The organism is Streptomyces sp. ISL-10 (assembly GCF_018614575.1).
Lineage (GTDB): Bacteria > Actinomycetota > Actinomycetes > Streptomycetales > Streptomycetaceae > Streptomyces.
Genome location: NZ_JAGGOJ010000013.1, coordinates 195,450 through 211,896 on the forward strand (window position 1 = coordinate 195,450; position 16,447 = coordinate 211,896).

At 70.7% G+C, this 16,447-nt stretch carries 16 protein-coding genes, 1 tRNA gene and 1 pseudogene; 6 read left to right on the forward strand and 12 right to left on the reverse strand.

Features of this window, described 5'->3' with window-relative positions; translation table 11 throughout:
* Nucleotides 1-540: 540 nt before the first annotated feature.
* On the forward strand, nt 541-1,404 hold the full coding sequence (locus tag J7E88_RS17520) for a fused MFS/spermidine synthase (RefSeq protein WP_308307524.1): 864 nt from the start codon (nt 541-543) through the stop codon (nt 1,402-1,404).
* On the opposite strand, the gene J7E88_RS17525 is transcribed toward J7E88_RS17520, so the two are convergent.
* Complete coding sequence (locus J7E88_RS17525; RefSeq protein ID WP_215182039.1) at nt 1,401-1,925, reverse strand: hypothetical protein; 525 nt, start codon at nt 1,923-1,925, stop codon at nt 1,401-1,403. The two genes, J7E88_RS17520 and J7E88_RS17525, sit on opposite strands and share 4 nt — an antisense overlap.
* A 90-nt stretch (nt 1,926-2,015) precedes the next feature.
* On the opposite strand from J7E88_RS17525, the gene J7E88_RS17530 reads away from it, so the two are divergent.
* The 4 genes and pseudogenes from J7E88_RS17530 to J7E88_RS17545 all read left to right on the forward strand — a co-directional run.
* The gene (locus J7E88_RS17530; RefSeq protein ID WP_215182041.1) at nt 2,016-2,717 is read left to right on the forward strand and encodes a response regulator transcription factor; all 702 of its coding nucleotides are present in this window, start codon (nt 2,016-2,018) and stop codon (nt 2,715-2,717) included.
* A complete protein-coding gene (locus J7E88_RS17535) occupies nt 2,714-4,108 on the forward strand; it encodes a HAMP domain-containing sensor histidine kinase (protein WP_215182042.1) in 1,395 nt (464 codons plus the stop codon). The genes J7E88_RS17530 and J7E88_RS17535 overlap by 4 nt, the downstream gene beginning before the upstream one ends.
* Before the next feature lie 168 nt (nt 4,109-4,276).
* A complete protein-coding gene (locus J7E88_RS17540; protein WP_215182044.1) occupies nt 4,277-5,764 on the forward strand; it encodes a cellulose binding domain-containing protein in 1,488 nt (495 codons plus the stop codon).
* 168 nt (nt 5,765-5,932) lie between these two features.
* A pseudogene (locus J7E88_RS17545) lies at nt 5,933-6,497 on the forward strand (UTRA domain-containing protein); the annotation flags it as partial.
* Nucleotides 6,498-6,722: 225 nt separating this feature from the next.
* Here the strand turns inward: J7E88_RS17545 and J7E88_RS17550 are convergent.
* The 4 genes from J7E88_RS17550 to J7E88_RS17565 all read right to left on the reverse strand — a co-directional run bounded on the left by J7E88_RS17550 (nt 6,723) and on the right by J7E88_RS17565 (nt 9,782).
* Nucleotides 6,723-7,472 carry an ATP-binding cassette domain-containing protein gene (locus tag J7E88_RS17550; protein WP_215182046.1) on the reverse strand — a complete coding sequence of 250 codons (750 nt, stop codon included), beginning with the start codon at nt 7,470-7,472 and terminating at the stop codon, nt 6,723-6,725.
* On the reverse strand, nt 7,469-8,056 hold the full coding sequence (locus tag J7E88_RS17555) for a hypothetical protein (RefSeq protein ID WP_215182048.1): 588 nt from the start codon (nt 8,054-8,056) through the stop codon (nt 7,469-7,471). The genes J7E88_RS17550 and J7E88_RS17555 overlap by 4 nt, the downstream gene beginning before the upstream one ends.
* A gap of 2 nt (nt 8,057-8,058) precedes the next feature.
* Complete coding sequence (locus J7E88_RS17560; RefSeq protein WP_215182050.1) at nt 8,059-9,345, reverse strand: magnesium transporter; 1,287 nt, start codon at nt 9,343-9,345, stop codon at nt 8,059-8,061.
* Between the two features lie 62 nt (nt 9,346-9,407).
* Nucleotides 9,408-9,782 (reverse strand): hypothetical protein, encoded by a 375-nt coding sequence (locus tag J7E88_RS17565; protein ID WP_251022765.1) that lies wholly within the window; start codon nt 9,780-9,782, stop codon nt 9,408-9,410.
* A 756-nt stretch (nt 9,783-10,538) separates the two neighbouring features.
* Between J7E88_RS17565 and J7E88_RS17570 the strand changes: the two genes are divergently transcribed.
* Nucleotides 10,539-11,297 carry an XRE family transcriptional regulator gene (locus J7E88_RS17570; RefSeq protein WP_215182054.1) on the forward strand — a complete coding sequence of 253 codons (759 nt, stop codon included), beginning with the start codon at nt 10,539-10,541 and terminating at the stop codon, nt 11,295-11,297.
* Nucleotides 11,298-11,848: 551 nt separating this feature from the next.
* Here the strand turns inward: J7E88_RS17570 and J7E88_RS37080 are convergent.
* From J7E88_RS37080 to J7E88_RS37085, 7 genes are all read right to left on the reverse strand, one after another.
* Entirely contained in the window at nt 11,849-11,986 is a 138-nt protein-coding gene (locus tag J7E88_RS37080) for a hypothetical protein (RefSeq protein ID WP_308307525.1), read from the reverse strand.
* 6 nt (nt 11,987-11,992) lie between these two features.
* On the reverse strand, nt 11,993-12,550 hold the full coding sequence (locus J7E88_RS35950) for a site-specific integrase (protein WP_251022766.1): 558 nt from the start codon (nt 12,548-12,550) through the stop codon (nt 11,993-11,995).
* Entirely contained in the window at nt 12,502-13,035 is a 534-nt protein-coding gene (locus tag J7E88_RS35955) for a hypothetical protein (protein WP_251022767.1), read from the reverse strand. The genes J7E88_RS35950 and J7E88_RS35955 overlap by 49 nt, the downstream gene beginning before the upstream one ends.
* Nucleotides 13,036-13,364: 329 nt before the next feature.
* Nucleotides 13,365-13,437: transfer RNA gene (locus J7E88_RS17585), tRNA-His, on the reverse strand.
* Nucleotides 13,438-13,529: 92 nt separating this feature from the next.
* Entirely contained in the window at nt 13,530-14,132 is a 603-nt protein-coding gene (gene orn, locus J7E88_RS17590; protein WP_215182055.1) for an oligoribonuclease, read from the reverse strand.
* Nucleotides 14,133-14,236: 104 nt separating this feature from the next.
* Entirely contained in the window at nt 14,237-15,445 is a 1,209-nt protein-coding gene (locus J7E88_RS17595; RefSeq protein WP_215182057.1) for a helix-turn-helix domain-containing protein, read from the reverse strand.
* Between the two features lie 387 nt (nt 15,446-15,832).
* Complete coding sequence (locus J7E88_RS37085) at nt 15,833-16,288, reverse strand: hypothetical protein (RefSeq protein WP_308307526.1); 456 nt, start codon at nt 16,286-16,288, stop codon at nt 15,833-15,835.
* Nucleotides 16,289-16,447 lie beyond the last annotated feature (159 nt).

Consider the following 16,447-nt stretch of genomic DNA (forward strand, 5'->3'; position numbering starts at 1 on the left):
ACGCTCGCCCCAGTGCACACCTGCTGCGCGGCAAGGTCTCCGGGCTGTACCCGGCTGCGTCGGCTTCCTGGCGTGATTTGCGGGGCCGGGGGCTCCGCCCCGGCCCTCTGCCATGCCCGCTTCGCGGCGCGAGGGGCAGCGCCGGGCGGCCGGGGACTCGATCTCCGTCTGCGGCTGTGGGTCGAGGGCTTGGGGACCGAGGGCCGCCCCCGGCCCGCCCGCGAGGGGCGAGCCCCGGTGTGGAGCACGGTCGTGCCCCCTCCTGCGTCCGCTGCGTGGCGATCGGCCGGCGGACTGGACGCTCGCCCCGGCGCGCCCGCTGCGCGGCGCGAAGGGCATGCCCCCTGGGCACCGGCTTCGCGCGGTCCGGGCAGGGGTGGGGCGGGGCACACTTCGCCGCCGGGCACCTCGATCACCCCGTCCGGGCGCCCGCACCGTGAGCGTCCGGACCCACTCGCACGATGAGTGCCACGCATGCGCACCGGGACCGCCCCCACACCCCCGGCCGCCCCCGCGGCCACCTGCGGCGATAATGGGGGCGTGGGTAGGCGCAGGCAGCGGGAGCGGGTGGGCGGGAGCCTTGTCGAGTACGTCGACGGGGGTGTCGCCGAGCTCGTCGGCGACCGGGAGCGGCCCCGCGGGTGGACCCTCCTCATCGACGGCGCCCCCCAGTCGCACGTGGACCTCGACGACCCCGGGTACCTCTCGTTCGAGTACCAGCGCAGGCTCGGCCACGTCGTCGACCTGGCCGCACCGCCCGGCCGGCCCCTCCAGGTCGTGCACCTCGGCGGCGGTGCCTTCACGCTCGCCCGGTACGTCGCCGCCACCCGGCCCCGTTCCACGCAGCAGATCGTCGAGGTCGACGCCGCCCTCGTGCAACTGGTCCGCACCCGGCTCCCGTTGGACCCCGGCGCCCGCATCCGCGTCAGGGCCGTCGACGCCCGTGCCGGTCTGGCGAAGGTGCCGGACGGCTGGGCGGACCTGGTCATAGCCGACGTGTTCAGCGGGGCCCGCACACCCGCCCATCTGACCACTACGGAGTTCCTCACCGAGGTGAAGAGGGCGCTGCGCCCGGGGGCGTACTACGCGGCCAACCTCGCCGACGGTCCCCCGCTCGCCCATCTGCGCGCCCAGATCGCGACCGCCTCCGCCGTCTTCCCCGAGCTCGCGGTCGCCGCCGACCCGACCGTGCTGCGCGGCCGCCGCTTCGGCAACGCCGTACTGCTCGCCTCGGACTCCCAACTGCCCGTGGCCGAGCTCACCCGCCGCGTCGCCGGCGACCCCTTCGCGGGGCGCGTCGAACACGGCCGCGCGCTTGCCGACTTCACGGGAGGCGCCGCGCCGGTCACGGACGCCCGGGCCAAGGACTCGCCCGCGCCGCCGCCCGACGTGTTCACGGACTAACGCTCGTCGAACTGCACCATCGGCGGATGGCCGTTCCAGGTGCAGAACACCGACACCTCGTGCCCGTCCTGCGTGAACGTCACCCGGATCCACGTCGGCTGCTTCCACACCTGCATCTGCCAGCCCGACGCCGGTGTCGCCGAGACCAGCTCGGCCGAGCTCTCGCCGATGTCGAAGACGACCCGCCCGCCCTTGACCGTGTAGCCCTTCACGTTCCCCGCCGAGGGGGAAGGGGACGTTGCAGGTGTGGCCGGGGAGGGGCGGGACGGCGGGGGAGTGGCCGGCGGCGTCTTCGGGGACGGCGTCGGGGACGGGCTCGCCGGACGCCGCGTCGACGACGCCTGCGGTGTCTGCGGCGTCTGAGGGGCCGAGGTCTGCGCCGTGATCGGCAGCGCGCGGGGACGGTCGTATGCGGTTCCGGCCATGACCGTGTGGACGCCCCACCAGGACAGCGTCACCGCTGCTCCGGTGGACAGCGACCACGCCAGGGCGTGCACCAGTCCTCTGCTCATCCGGGCCATAGTGCACCACGCGGTCCCCGGCTGTCCCGCCTCCCCGTCCCCAAGTCATCCACAGGACCAGGGTCCTTCGGATGGCGTACGGTGCCGCCCATGGCAAGTGTGCTCGTGGTCGAGGACGACCAGTTCGTGCGCTCCGCCCTCATCAGGCACCTGACCGATGCGTCCCACACGGTACGGAGCGTCGGTACGGCCCTGGAGGCACTGCGCGAGGTCGCCCATTTCCGCTTCGACGTGGTCATTCTGGATCTCGGCCTGCCCGATCTGGACGGCGCCGAGGCGCTGAAGATGCTGCGCGGCATCACCGACGTACCAGTGATCATCGCGACCGCCCGGGACGACGAGGCCGAGGTCGTGCGGCTGCTCAACGACGGCGCCGACGACTACCTCACCAAGCCGTTCTCGGTGGAGCATCTGTCCGCGCGGATGGCCGCCGTGCTCCGCCGGGCGCGTTCCGGCGCCGGTGACGCCCCGCCGAGCCGCGTCCTCCAGGTCGGCGGGCTGTCCATCGACCCGCTGCGCCGCCAGGCGGAGTTGGACGGGGCCCCGCTCGATCTGACCCGCCGCGAGTTCGACCTGCTGGCCTTCCTCGCCGGCCGGCCCGGCGTCGTCGTCCCCCGCAAGGAGCTGCTGGCCGAGGTGTGGCAGCAGAGTTACGGCGACGACCAGACCATCGACGTCCACCTGAGCTGGCTGCGCCGCAAGCTCGGCGAGACGGCCGCCCGGCCTCGTTATCTGCACACGCTGCGGGGAGTGGGAGTGAAGCTCGAACCGCCGAAGGCCGCCCGGCCATGAGATGGGCTCTCGTCAAGGTCTCCCTCGCCGTCACGGTGATGGTCGTGCTCGCCTTCGCGCTGCCCCTGGGCATGGTCATCAAGGAGATGGCCCGCGACCGCGCGTTCTCCAACGCCGAGCGGCAGGCCGCCACCATCGGCCCCACGCTCACCGTCACCACGGAACGCAGGCCGCTGGAGCGGGCCGTGGAGTCCACCCCGGCGGGCGCGGCCGGCCGGATGGCCGTGCACATCCCCGCCTCCGGCGAGCTCGGCAGCGTGCCGCTGGAGATCGGCACCCGGCGCGCCGCCGCCAAGGACCTCGACACCGTGCAGCGCATCGGCCGTGCCTCGATCACCGAGGTGCCCGGCGGCTCCGCGCTGCTCCAGCCCACCGCCATCGGCACCGGCCAGATCGCCGTCGTCGAGATCTTCGTGCCGGAGGGCGAGGTGTCCAACGGCGTCGACACCGCCTGGCTCGTCCTCGCGGGCGTCGGCGCCGCGCTCATCGTCGGGTCGGTCGCGGTCGCCGACAGGCTCGGCGTCCGCATGGTGCAGCCCGCCCAGCGGCTCGCGGGCGCGGCGCAGGAACTGGGGGAGGGCAGGCTCGGCGCCCGCGTCCCCGAGGAGGGTCCGCCCGAACTTCGCTCCGCCGCCGTCGCGTTCAACTCCATGGCCGACCAGGTCGTCCAACTTCTCGCCAACGAGCGTGAGCTCGCCGCCGACCTCTCGCACCGGCTGCGCACCCCGCTCACCGTGCTGCGTCTCAACGCGGCCTCGCTCGGCGACAGCGCCGCCGCCGAACAGACCAGGGCGGCCGTCGCCCAGCTCGAACGCGAGGTGGACACCATCATCCGCACGGCGCGCGAGGCGAAGCCGCAGACCGCGGCGAGCGGCCCAGGCGCCGGCTGCGACGCCTCCGAAGTGGTGCGCGAGCGGATGGGGTTCTGGTCGGCGCTCGCCGAGGACGAGGACCGCAAGGTACGGCTCGCCGGTGTGGACCGGCCCGTACGCATCCCCGTCGCCCGTCCCGAACTGGCCGCGGCCCTCGACGCGCTGCTCGGCAACGTCTTCCGGCACACCCCGGAAGGGACCGCGTTCTCCGTCGATGTGCACAACAGCGACGACGCCGTCATCGTGCTCGTCTCGGACGCGGGTCCCGGCATCGCCGACCCGGCCGCCGCGCTCGCCCGCGGCAACAGCGGGGCCAGGGAGGGCTCGACCGGTCTCGGCCTGGACATCGTGCGCCGGGTCGCGGAGTCGACGGGCGGGGACGTACGCATCGGCCGCTCGGTCCTCGGCGGCACGGAGGTACGCATCTGGATCGGGCTCGACCCCCGCGAGGCGGTGCGCGGGGAGCGCCGTCGCGGTCATCGCTCAGGCGTGCAGCGCCGCCGCAGGGCGGCGGTCTGAGAGACCACCGCGCCAAGGCCCGCCGTCCATCATTAATCCGTCCCGATGCCTTCCTTAAGCGCATCCTAAGGAACCCGACGCCCGCCCACGATCGGATGTTTGTCCGTTTCGCGGTCGCTAGCGTGCTGCCGCATCACCCCCACTTCCGAGGCACAGAGGCAGGACGCGATGGGCAGCAGGACGCACCGGCGCAGGGCGAGCGTCAGGACCAAGGCGGTCGGCGCGGTCGTCGTCGCGGCCGTGATCGGCGGCGCGGCGGTCGCTCTTACGGGCACCGCGCAGGCCGCGGCGGTCGGCGCCGCGTACACCAGGACCAGCTCCTGGGAGGGCGGTTACACCGGTCAGTACGTCATCACCAACGAGACCGGCAGCGCCCGCTCGGGCTGGACGCTGGAGTTCGATCTGCCCGCGGGCACCACGGTCGGCTCGCTGTGGAACGGCGAGTACACGGTCGACGGACGGCACATCACCGTGAAGCCCGCGAGCTGGAACAAGGAGCTCGCGCCCGGAACCTCTGTCACGGTCGGCTTCGTCGCCTCCGCGACCGGCAAGGCGGCCGATCCGACGTCCTGCCTCATCGACGAGGCCACGTGCTCGGCCGACGGGGGCCCCACCCCGCAGCCCAGCGGCCGGCCCACCGAGCAGCCCACGCCCCCCACTCCCACCCCCACCACTTCCGCCCCCACACCGGCGCCGAGCACTCCCACCTCGGTCCCGACACCCACCCCGACGCCCACGCAGACCGCGATCCCCAAGCCGGGTACGCCCGCGCGGTACGCCCCGTACATCGACACCTCGCTGTACCCGGCGTACGACATGCTGGACACCGCCGCGAAGACCGGCGTCAAGGAGTTCCATCTCGCCTTCATCACCGCCGGCGGCGGCTGCACCCCGCTGTGGGGCGGGGTCACCGGCCTCGGAGACGACAAGGTCGCGGCGCAGATCGGGGACCTCCGTGCCAAGGGTGGTGACGTCCGCGTCTCCTTCGGCGGTGCGGCCGGCCGCGAACTTGCGCTGAACTGCTCGTCGGCGGACGAGCTGGCGGGGGCGTACGGCAAGGTCGTCGACGCCTACAAGCTGACCAAGGTCGACTTCGACGTGGAGGGCGCCGCGCTGCCGGACACCGCGGCCAACTCCCGCCGTTCCCAGGCCATCGCGAAGCTCCAGAAGACCCACCCGGACCTGGACGTCTCCTTCACCCTGCCGGTGATGCCCGAAGGCCTGACCCAGCCCGGTGTGGACCTGATCGCCGACGCCGAGAAGAACGGTGTGCGCATCGACGCGGTCAACATCATGGCGATGGACTACGGGCCGGCGTACAGCGGCGACATGGGCCAGTACGCGATCCAGGCCGCCACCGCCACGCAGGCGCAGATCAAGAGCGTCCTCGGGCTGTCGGACGCCGACGCGTGGCGGACCGTCGCGGTCACGCCGATGATCGGTGTCAACGACGTGGTCACCGAGATCTTCACGGTGGAGGACGCCGGACAGCTGGTGCGGTTCGCCGAGTCGAAGAACCTGGGGTGGCTGTCCATGTGGTCCTCGACCCGTGACAAGCAGTGCGCCGGCGGGGAGAAGCCGGCGGCGGACGCGACATGCAGCTCGATCCTCCAGGAGCCGCTGGCGTTCACGAAGGCGTTCGCCGCGTACAAGTAGCCCGCAGGCAGCGCTCTTCGACGTCTTCGCCCCTGCGGCGCGGCCCGGCCGGCTCACCCTCCATCCGGCCGGGCCGCGCGGCCGCAGCCGACGCCCGGTGCGACCGCATCGGCATGTACGACGCGCCGCCGTGGAACGGGCCGGTGGCGCTGCCGTCCTCGCCGACGACGAGCTGTATCCGGCACTTACGTCCGTCGGCCGCGGGAGCGCCTGCGCATGGTCCGCTCCCGGCGCCGTGAGCGCCGCGGCAGCCCGTTCCGAGCGGACATGAAGGAGCAGTGTCGGGCCGGTACGTGGGAGTGCTGATCCGAGGCCCGCATCCCTGCGCCCGAGCGCATCGCCGAGCGTCTGGCGATCGGACCGTGCGAACCTGTGTGCCGTGACCCGGTACGAGTTCCTGGCCGACGGGCAGCCCGTTCAACTCTCCGAGTCCTGGGAGCCGATGGCCATCACGGACGGCACCCCGATCGTGCTGCCCGAGATGGGGCCGTACGCGGGCGCCGGTGTCGTCGAGCGGATGCGCTCGATCGGTGTCCTGATCGAGACCGCGGTCGAGGTGCGGCGTCCTGCCCGCGCGACCCAGGAGCAGGCCAAGCTCCTCGGCATCAGCGTGGGCGACCTGATCACCGAGATCGAGCGGACGTACTACGACCGTGACGGCCGGCCGGTGGAGACGGCGGACATCACGGTCGCGGACGTGCGGTGGGAGATCGCTTACGAGATCGGCATCGAGCAGCCCGGAGCCGCCTCTTCGATGACGCAGCGTGCAGAGAAATGCGCGTGCGAGAAGGGCCCTGTTCCCGTGGGGACACCGCAAACGGAGATCACGCAGCCGTGGCCACGGGTGACCAGGAGATCCAGCGTCCGTAACGGCCGGGGAGCAGCAGCGTCCCCGCCATGAGGCTGGGGCGCTGCCGACCACTCCATCGCCTGGGGGGAGGCGAATGGAGGGCCGGCGTCACCGCGAGCCGTCCAGTCGCATGAGGACGGAGTACGCCGACTCGGCCCGGCGAGCCGGTATGGCGTCAGGGTGGGCGTGGTCGAGGAAACTCTGGGTCCCGCCGTGGTGGAGAACCCGGCCGCCGTCCATGAGAGTGACGGTGTCGGCTTCGTCGGCGAGGTCGGCGATGTCATGTGTCGACATGAGCACCGGGGTCTTCGCCGCGACCTCACGCAGCACGTCGCGGAAGACCGTGCGCTGGTGAGGGTCGAGCCCGGCCGTCGGCTCGTCCAGCAGGATGACCCGCGCATCGTGGGCGAGGGCGCAGGCGATGCCGACACGGCGGAGTTGTCCCCCGGAGAGCCTGGCCGTCTTGCGCCCGACCTGCTCGGCGAGGCCGACCTGGTCGAGGGCCGCCCCGGCGCGCTCCCACGCACGGGAGCGGCTCTCCCCCTTCAGCCAGGCCACGTATGCCACGTACTCGCGGGCGGTCAACTGCCGTGAGCTTGGCACCCGCTGAGGCAGCCAAGCCACGTGGCGGCGGTATTCACGGCTGGCGGAGGTGAGGTCCGAGCCGCTGAACAGGACTTTGCCCGCCTTCGGCTCGACCGTGCCGGCGAGAAGGGCCATCGTGGTGGACTTGCCCGCCCCGTTGGGGCCGAGCAGGATCGTCAGGCCCTGGCCGGGTACCTCGTAGGTGAGCTGGGAGAGGACAGGGCGAACCCAGCGGTGATAGCTGAAGGTGACACGGTCGAGCAGCACAGTCATCGGTCGGTCCTTGGTGCGAAGCAGATGAGGGAGGTAATCCCGGCCAGAAAGACGACGGCGGCGCCTACGGCGGCATGAGTGACACGGGCTTCCTCCGTGACGATCACCCATGGGTAGGGGTCATTGCGACTCCGGCCCCCGAGGAACATGGAGTGAATCATCCAGAAGACAGGGAGCAGGGTCGCGCGATGTCCGAGCAGCGGCCAGGCGCCCAAGGCGAGTCCGCAGAAGAGCAGGTTGTTGCGCGCCGCTGTCCACATCACTTCCTGGCCGAGCGGCGACATCGCCACGGCCACCATCGCCGCCAGGAGCGCGAAGCCGGACACCAGCGCGATGTCCCGCGCGTCGAGTCGACGGACGGCGGACCGTTCCACGGAGGGCAGCCGCCTTTCGAGGCAGACGACCAGGGCTACGCAGGGAATGAGGCTGAGGAAGTTGCTGAGCTCCGTCGGAATCGCGTAATTCCCCAGGAACGCCGGGAAAACGAGGACCACGTCGAGAGTGAGCCCGACGCCCAGGACGAAAGCCAACAGAGCACCGGGCATCAGGCCCATGGCACCCCGCTGGCGCAGCCACCAGATCATGTTCAGCGGCCTGCCCGGCAGGCATGCCGAAGCCGCTCGGCGTACCAGGTCTTCTGCTCCTGCGGCGAAAGCTTGCTCACTCCGGCCATTTCGGCGAGGAGCTGTTCCCTGCTCTGTCCTTGGCTGAATTCCTGGGTCTCACGGGACAGCCAGGCGAGGTAATCACTCTCCACACCTGTCGTCCGTGCGGCCCAGAGGGTGTTGAAGTGCAGAGTGTTCCAGTCCGGCCGCTCACAGGGAATTCCGACGACGGCAATGGCGATGTTCTCCCGGAGAACCTTGTCCGCGTTTCCGGGCACGAGGCCGCCGAGTGTCCAGTGTTCCCCCGTGGTGTCGAGCTGCTGAATATCGGCCACGGTGATGTCAGTGATGCGGGTGGGCTTTTCGGCGATGATGCCTCTGGCCTGCAACCGGGCTGTCATATCGGCGAGTCCGGCCTGAATCTCCCCGATGTGTCCGGAGGCGGCCGACGGCAGACAGACCTCAGGCGTGCCCCCCTCGCAGGTGACCGGGGCCAAGCCCTTGGCGGCTGGAGCGATCGAACGCCAGTCCTTGGCAATGCCGTACGCGCCCAGCAGGCCGCTGACCGCGATCACCAGCGACGCGGCGACAGAGGCGACGCCGATACGCCGGGGCCCCGCGAGGACGACGCAGGCAAGTGCCAGACACACCGTCGGCAGAACCGCGGCTGCCGTCATGGACAGCGAGTACGCCTCACCGAACCCCACCCAGGAGATGGACCCGGTGACATGGTGCGCCCAGTAGCTGTCCGTCCCCAGCGGGAAGCTGATCCCGATGAAGACCGCCACGGATACGAGCGGCGCGGCGTACAGCGCATGGAGTCGGCGCCCGATGACAAACCCGATGACCGCGTGCGCGGTGAGCAGGACAACGACGATCCCCATCAGATGCAGCACATACAGGTCGGGCGGGACTCCGACCACCCACAGCCCACCCGCCGTGACCCCGGCGGTCAGGACCGACAGGGACAGTACGGTGATGAGGACGGGCTGCACGGCGATACGCCAAGTGGCGCGTGCGGCACCCAACTCCCAGGTACCCAGGGCGCGAAGCCGCGTCGCCTCCACCGCGGCCAGGCCGGCCACAGCCGCGGCGGCCATCGGGACCGGGGCATGCACGGCATACGACGCGGCCTGCGCGGGCCACGGCACGGCGATGAGCGGCTCGATGTTCCGGGTGCTCGTGAGGAAAACGTAGGTGAAGAAAAGGCCGATCACGGGGAAGGCGAGCACGGCTGGATGCGTGCGAAGAGCGGAGGAGAAGCGCATGGAGCCTCGCAGGAAACAAAGCCGGGCCGCCGCACGGCATTTGCGCGCGGCGGCCCGGAGGATCAGTCAGCCAGGGTCGTGTCTACATTGACGGTATTGACACTGACCGTGCAGGATATGCAGCCCCCGGCGATCTTGTCCACCTCGAAGTAGTAACTGTCGTAAGGCAGGCCGCTCTCGGTAGCCGTGCTCTTGGACCCAGAGCCATTGAAGCAGTTGGTGAGCGTCGACGTGTCATGCCTCACGTCGCTGCCCCAGTCTATCTGCTGCCACAGCGCCACATCGATGCTCTTCGGGGTGTAGACGTTGTAGCAGCCAGTGAAGTTGATTTCGTTGTACGACTCGTCAACCCACTGCTGGGAGAGCTTGCCCTGATCCCACACCGTATTGTAGGAAGTCCAGTTCGCCCAGGCTCCTGTACTAGTGGCGAACGTCAAGGCAGCGGCGGTTCCCGCGACGACACAGAACTGACGCAAACGTCTTACTGACACAGTAAGAACCCTCCCGGTCCTTTCGATTGTCGAGGCACCCTCGCACGGGAAGATCGAAAGGCTGCGTGACTGTACCAGTGCCCGCCGCTGCCAGCAGCTTTCACCCCGACGAGACGGATCCGTCTGCCAGTCGGGCCGATGCTACGTCCGACGTCCGGCATCCGCCCCGCCCGGCCGGGGCGGTGGCCGGGCCGGGGTGGCCGCGGTGCCTACGCGCGTCGCCCGCGGCGTTGTGGTGCGACGGGCAGAGCCGACCCACTGCTGCAGATCGGAGATGTCCTGCTCGGTCTGCTCGGGGCGACGCTGCAGCGCAAGATCGAGTGGGCCGCTCAGTTCGGCAAATCCCGTACGAATCTCCCCTCGCATCTCTGCAGCTCGACGGCGACCTGGGTGGATTCAGATGGCGTCACGGGCGGCTCCTCGGCAGCCGGCCGACCGTGGCTCGGTCGCCGATGAGCGAGCCGATCCCGGCCTTCACCCCAGACAGAGCGGCGGGTGTCGACGCGATCGCCGCGGGCCCGTTCTTGCGCGGCGCTCTGTGATGTACGCCATGGTCACAGATGCGATCGGTTCGAGGGTTGCGGGCCCCCGTGGGGCCCGACCCGGCATGACGAAGGCCCGGCATGACTTCGCAGGCGGGGCCTTGAACACACGGGGCGTCATTTCGATGTCATTCCAAGGCGGTTGGGTCTACGCGCCCCTATGGCCACACCGAACAGTGCATTGCGGGCCGTCCGCCTCGGCCTGCTCATGTCCCAAGACGACTTCGCCCGCGCCGTGCGAGATGCCGGCCTCCGCGCGGGCCAGCCCAACGACGCCAACAAACGACTCGTGCAGCGCTGGGAATCCGGCGTCACGACCGCCCCCCGCCCCGTTTACGCCCGCGCGCTGGAATCCGTCACCGGACTGCCCATCGAATCCCTCGGCTTCACCGGCACAGTGCCCATGGCCCGCGTGTCCAACGACGGGCACGGCGGCCACGACGTGGAGGCCTCCGTCAACGGCATCGCCCCCGCGGCCGCGCCGCTGCAGCCCGAGCCCCAGCCAGGACACCGAAACTACTCCGGTGTGTGGCTGTCCAGGTACGAATACTTCTCCAGCGGCCGCGACTCGGCGTTCGTCGGACAGCACTACGTGGTGCTTCTGCAGCACGGCAACCGGCTCTCCGCGCGGAGCCTGCCCGGCTCGTCCGACAGCCCGCTGACGATGGACCTGGAGAATGGGCTCGTCGTCACCGGAACGTGGACGGAGCAGACGGCGACCGAAGGCTACTACCGGGGTGCCCGTTACCACGGGGCCATCCAGCTCCTGGTCGAACCGACCGGCCGGCGCATGACTGGCAAGTGGGTCGGGTTCGGCAAGGAGTTCGACGTGAACACCGGCCCGTGGGAGCTCGTGTTTCAGGACGCATCGACCACGAAGGCGACGCTCGCCGCGTACAACAAGCTGCCCGACGCCTGACCTGGACGCACGAATGCGCCCCCTTCCGCCGTGTGGCAGGAGGGGGCGCGGTCGTTCATGGGTACTGGCGTCGCGTCGGGTCGAGGCCGAGGGTGACGGGCCCGGACGGGGGTTCATCGTCGGGAGGCGGTGCCCCGTCCCGCCGGCAGACGAGCGCATCGGGGTCGTCGGCTGGTGGCTGGAGGCTGTACCCGTCGGGGCAGGACGGTCCGGCCGGGCCACGCTCGCCCTGCTCCCCGCGGGGCCCTTGCTCGCCGCGCTCGCCCTGCGGTCCGGCTGGACCCTGCGGCCCTTGCGGTCCTGCCGGTCCGGCGGGGCCCGGCTGCCCATCCACACCAGGCTCGCCGTCCGTGCCGTCCTGCCCCGGGCTGCCGGCCTCGCCCGGCGGTCCCTGCTCACCAGTCCTACCCGGCGCGCCGACCGGACCCTGCGGCCCGGGAATCGGCACCGGCACCTCAGCTCGGTCCGGCAAGTCGTCTACCGCACGCTCCGGATCCGGCGCCGCAGGCGTATCCCCCTGCGCCTGAATCTGCGCCCGCAGCACCCGCACATCACCCCGCCGGCGTCGAGACCGCCGTACCCCGTCTGTTCGCTTCGCTGGCCAGCTGCGCGGCACGCTCGTCGGCTGCGTCGATGCGCAGCCACACCAGCACGACAGCGCCGGACAGGACCGCCAGGGCGGCGGCCACCGCGAGTCACCCCGCCTGTACGACCGACAGGGCCGCCCTGGGTGCCGGCACACCCATCGCGGCCTCCACGGCGGCCGTAATGTCACCGTCGAGCGTCCGCTCCAGATGCCCGTACCGGTCCACCGTCGTCTGGATCGACTCGTGCCCCAACCTGTTCTGGATCGCAGGAAGCGGGATGCGTGCAGCGATCAGCCACGCGACGTGGGTGTGGCGCAGGTCGTGGATGCGGGGCCTCTTCGGCAGTCCCTTCTCAACCGCAGCCTTCACCGCGGGCAGCCACTTCCGGTTGTAGAAGTTGCTGTGCCGCCAAGGGCCGCCCATCGCTGCCCGGAAGATGAAGTCCTCGGGACTTCGACCGGCGACGTGGCGCCGCACCATGTCGACCTGGGCAGGGGACAGGCCGAGCAAGCGGCGGCCCTTCTTCGTCTTCGGCGGACCGAGGTAGAACGCCTTCGCGCTCCCCTTCTTCGCCTTCTTCCACGCCCGCTGCACGCTGACGGTCGGCTTGTCCGAGGTCAGGTTGAGATCACTGACGCGGAGGGCGGTGGCCTCGCCGAACCGCATGCCGTGCCCACCAGCCAGTCGGCGAGATCGCGCGCATCCGGATCCTTGATCTCCTGCGCGACGCACGCGTACTCGTCGCGTTCAAGGAACGTCATGTCATCGTCGATGTCGTCGTCAACGCGGGGCAGCTTGGTGCGCTTGCAGCAGTTCGTGGTGCGCAGCTGCGGCTCGGCGTCCACAGCGGCCTGCACGATGCAGTAAAGGAGTCCGTGCCGGTTGCGGATGCTCTTCGGGTCGGCCTCGCGGCGGAGCCACTTCTCCGGGTCGTCAGGGTCCCGCTCGCCGTCCTCCTCGCGGCGGACCCAGTCCGTGACGTCGTCCTGGGTCAGGCTGCAGACGGTGGCCGGCACCTCGATCCCGTCAGCGCGGGTGTGCACCAAGTGGGAGAAGTGCAGCCGGATTTCGCGGTGGTAGTCCTCGCGGGTGCGAATGTCGATGCCGGTGAGGCGGTCGACGTAGCGTGTGGCCCACGTCACGAGGGGCATGTCGCCGGGCTGCTCGTCGGGCTCGACGAAGCCGTGGCCTTTTACCCAGCCGTGCGGCCACTGCTGGTCGTGCGCGTCGACGAGCTTCTTGAACTGCTCGGCGCTCGCTTCTTCTCCGAATGGTTCGGACTCCTACGTCCCCCTTCGTCCGCCTTGGAGTCAGCGGACTTGGTAGGTCGCGGAGCCGTCTTTGCGCTCGCGCTTCCTGATGGTCGCCATGGCAGGGCTGTACGCGGGTTCGGAGCGGCTGGTTTGGCCACGGTTTGGCCAAGAAACGAAACAAGATCAGCCCCTGACCCGTTGTCCCAGGTCAGGGGCTGATCATTCAGGGTGAGTGACGGGACTTGAACCCGCGACATCCTGGACCACAACCAGGTGCTCTACCAGCTGAGCTACACCCACCACGACCGGTCTTTTTCCTGACCGGCCGAGAAAAAGTGTACAGGGTCCGGGAGGGTGCTCGCGCCAGGGTTTCGTGGGGCGGGCCGTGGGGGCTAGTCCGCGGGGAGTACGTGCTTCGCCGCGATGGCCCGCGCCGTGTCCGAGTCGGGGCCGGGCTGGGGGACGAAGACCGCCTCGCGGTAGTAGCGCAGCTCGGCGATCGACTCGCGGATGTCGGCGAGCGCCCGGTGGTTGCCGCTCTTCTCCGGACTGTTGAAGTACGCCCTCGGGTACCAGCGGCGGGCCAGTTCCTTGATCGAGGAGACATCGACGATCCGGTAGTGGAGGTACTCCTCCAGGGTCGGCATGTCGCGGGAGAGGAACCCTCGGTCGGTGCCGACCGAGTTTCCGCACAGCGGGGCCTTGCCGGGCTCCTTGACATGCTTGCGGACGTACGCGAGGACCTGCTCCTCGGCGGCCGCCAGCGTGGTGCCGCCGGCCAGCTCGTCGAGGAGGCCAGAGGCGGTGTGCATCTGGCGCACGACCTCGGGCATCGTCTCCAGCGCCGCGTCCGGCGGGCGGATCACGATGTCCACGCCGTCGCCGAGCACGTTCAGTTCCGAGTCGGTGACCAGTGCGGCCACCTCGATGAGTGCGTCGTCCGTCAGCGAGAGCCCGGTCATCTCGCAGTCGATCCACACCATGCGATCGTTCATGCGCCCTACCTTATGGGGCGCGTGAACGATCGGTCCCCGGGCGGGCGCATACGCGACCGGGCCGGACGCTCGAGGCGTCCGGCCCGGTGCGACCGATCGGGGTGCTACCCCATGCTGCGCTGGCCCGGCAGGCTCGCGCGGCCGTACATCTCGCCCGCGCCTCTGACCGCCTCGGGTGGCGCGGAGGCCGTGGCCGTCGGGCCTGGCAGACCCGCGGCCGCCGCGGCGGTGCGGCGCACCCCGGCCGTGGCCTGGGCCGGCATGACCGCGTCCACCATCGACGGCGGACCCGGATCACCCTGGGGTCGGCGGGCCCGGTACGCGGCCCGGTAGGCAGCAGGGGAGGACCCCAGCTGCCGCCGGAAGTGGCCGCGCAGCGCCACGGGTGAGCGGAAGCCGCAGCGGCCCGCGACCTCGTCGACCGAGTAGTCGGAGGTCTCGAGCAGTCGCTGTGCCTGCAGCACCCGCTGGGTGATCAGCCACTGGAGCGGCGCCGAGCCCGTCAGCGAACGGAAGCGGCGGTCGAACGTCCGGCGGCTCATGTAGGCCCGCGCGGCCAGGGTCTCCACGTCGAACTGTTCGTGGAGGTGCTCCAGCGCCCAGGAGACGACCTCGGCCAGTGGGTCGGAGCCGATTTCCTCTGGTAAAGACCTGTCGAGGTAGCGCTCCTGACCGCCGCTGCGGCGCGGCGGCACGACCAGTCGGCGGGCGAGCGCTCCTGCTGCCTCGGCGCCGTGGTCGGTGCGCACTATGTGCAGACACAGGTCGATGCCCGCAGCCGTGCCCGCCGAGGTGAGCACGTCACCGTCGTCGACGAACAGCTCCCGCGGATCCACATGGACGGACGGATAGCGCTTGGCCAGCGTCGGCGCGTACATCCAGTGGGTGGTCGCCGGGCGGCCGTCGAGCAGACCGGCCGCGGCGAGGACGAACGCCCCGGTGCACAGTCCGACGATGCGGGCGCCCTCTTCATGCGCCCGGCGCAGCGCGTCGAGCGCCTCGGGCGGTGGTGGGGAGGTGATCGAGCGCCAGGCGGGCACCACGACGGTGCCTGCCCTGCTGATCGCCTCCAAGCCGTACGGCGCGGTCAGTTCCAGGCCGCCGGTGGTCCGCAGCGGCCCCTCCTCCCCACCGCACACCAGCAGGCGGTAGCGGGGAACTCCGGCGTCCTGGCGGTCAATTCCGAACACCGAGAGAGGGATGGAACTCTCGAATATGGGGCCGCCGCTGAACAGCAGCACCGCGACGACTTCCCGGCGCCGGCGGCCGGAGAGCTTCCGGGCTGCCTCCGGTGCGGCGGAGTCCTGACTCATGACGCTAAGCCCCCCTCGAAGTGCGCGTCTCCCCGTTCTTTTCGGGCCTTTCGCTCCTGCACGTTTCCCCTCGGTTCTGCACGAGTCCCCCGGCCATCGATACTCATGATCGAATCTACTGCGTTCCGCGGTGCCGCCGTGACAGGTTCGGCATGCCCCGCTATGTCGACTTGGCAACTTGGCGCGATGCTGTCGATCACGAAGCGTTCCACTCGACGGGCCCGCAGGGAAGTGCGCGTTCCGGGCATGGCCCGTCCCCGTAGGGTGCGGGAGCCGCCTGCGGTCCTTTCTTGCCTGGTGACAAGCGGGTTGGCAGGCCATTTCCGCAAGCTGGGTCCGGTGTCGGGAAGTTGGCTGAAAACCGACGGGTGTGAGCTTGCGAACTCGTCAGATCCCAGGCGCACTTCCCAGACTGCGACGCGCGCCCCGGTGCGCCCCCTCCGGCGTACGGGCCCGTCGGCCACCCTGTGATGCGCCGCTCCGGGCGCGGGCGTGCGCCGCCACGCGCTCCGAGTGGCGCAGCAGCACCCGGCACGCGGTCGTCATGGCCGCCAGGCCGAGCGCGGCGGCCGCCGCCCCGCCGGCGGACGTGCCGTAGACCACGAGCACGACCGGGACCAGCAGGCAGGTGAACGCGGCCCAGCGCACGACGTCGGTCGCCGCGTCGGCGCCGCCGGCCGCAGGGCCGGGGGAGGAGGGCGCGGCCGTCGGGGCGGCACAGCCGGAGGTCGCGGGGGCAGCGGCGTACTCGGCGGGAACGGCGGCCGGTCGCGCGGCCCGGCGCCCTCCGCGCCGCAGGGCAGAGGGGTGCGCGGGGGGAGAGGCGGGCGGACGTGCGGACACTCGGGGCTCCTCGGACGCGACGGGGCGATCTGGGTCTGTCCGGCGGATCTGGCCGGACCCCCCGGCCAACGACAAGCGCGGTCATCCGGTCACTGTGCGCAGCGAAAGACGGCTGTAGTGGCCAACCGGCATTGCCATAGAGGAGCGGCCTGGGGCATG

Excerpts from the sequence above, each read along its gene's own strand:
- J7E88_RS17525 (WP_215182039.1), bottom strand. The coding sequence starts at position 1,925 with ATGGCCCGGATGAGCAGAGGACTGGTGCACGCCCTGGCGTGGTCGCTG.
- J7E88_RS17530 (WP_215182041.1), top strand. The coding sequence starts at position 2,016 with ATGGCAAGTGTGCTCGTGGTCGAGGACGACCAGTTCGTGCGCTCCGCC.
- J7E88_RS17535 (WP_215182042.1), top strand. The coding sequence starts at position 2,714 with ATGAGATGGGCTCTCGTCAAGGTCTCCCTCGCCGTCACGGTGATGGTC.
- J7E88_RS17540 (WP_215182044.1), top strand. The coding sequence starts at position 4,277 with ATGGGCAGCAGGACGCACCGGCGCAGGGCGAGCGTCAGGACCAAGGCG.
- J7E88_RS17550 (WP_215182046.1), bottom strand. The coding sequence starts at position 7,472 with ATGACTGTGCTGCTCGACCGTGTCACCTTCAGCTATCACCGCTGGGTT.
- J7E88_RS17555 (WP_215182048.1), bottom strand. The coding sequence starts at position 8,056 with ATGATCTGGTGGCTGCGCCAGCGGGGTGCCATGGGCCTGATGCCCGGT.
- J7E88_RS17560 (WP_215182050.1), bottom strand. The coding sequence starts at position 9,345 with ATGCGCTTCTCCTCCGCTCTTCGCACGCATCCAGCCGTGCTCGCCTTC.
- J7E88_RS17570 (WP_215182054.1), top strand. The coding sequence starts at position 10,539 with ATGGCCACACCGAACAGTGCATTGCGGGCCGTCCGCCTCGGCCTGCTC.
- J7E88_RS35950 (WP_251022766.1), bottom strand. The coding sequence starts at position 12,550 with ATGCGGTTCGGCGAGGCCACCGCCCTCCGCGTCAGTGATCTCAACCTG.
- J7E88_RS35955 (WP_251022767.1), bottom strand. The coding sequence starts at position 13,035 with ATGCCCCTCGTGACGTGGGCCACACGCTACGTCGACCGCCTCACCGGC.
- orn (WP_215182055.1), bottom strand. The coding sequence starts at position 14,132 with ATGAACGATCGCATGGTGTGGATCGACTGCGAGATGACCGGGCTCTCG.
- J7E88_RS17595 (WP_215182057.1), bottom strand. The coding sequence starts at position 15,445 with ATGAGTCAGGACTCCGCCGCACCGGAGGCAGCCCGGAAGCTCTCCGGC.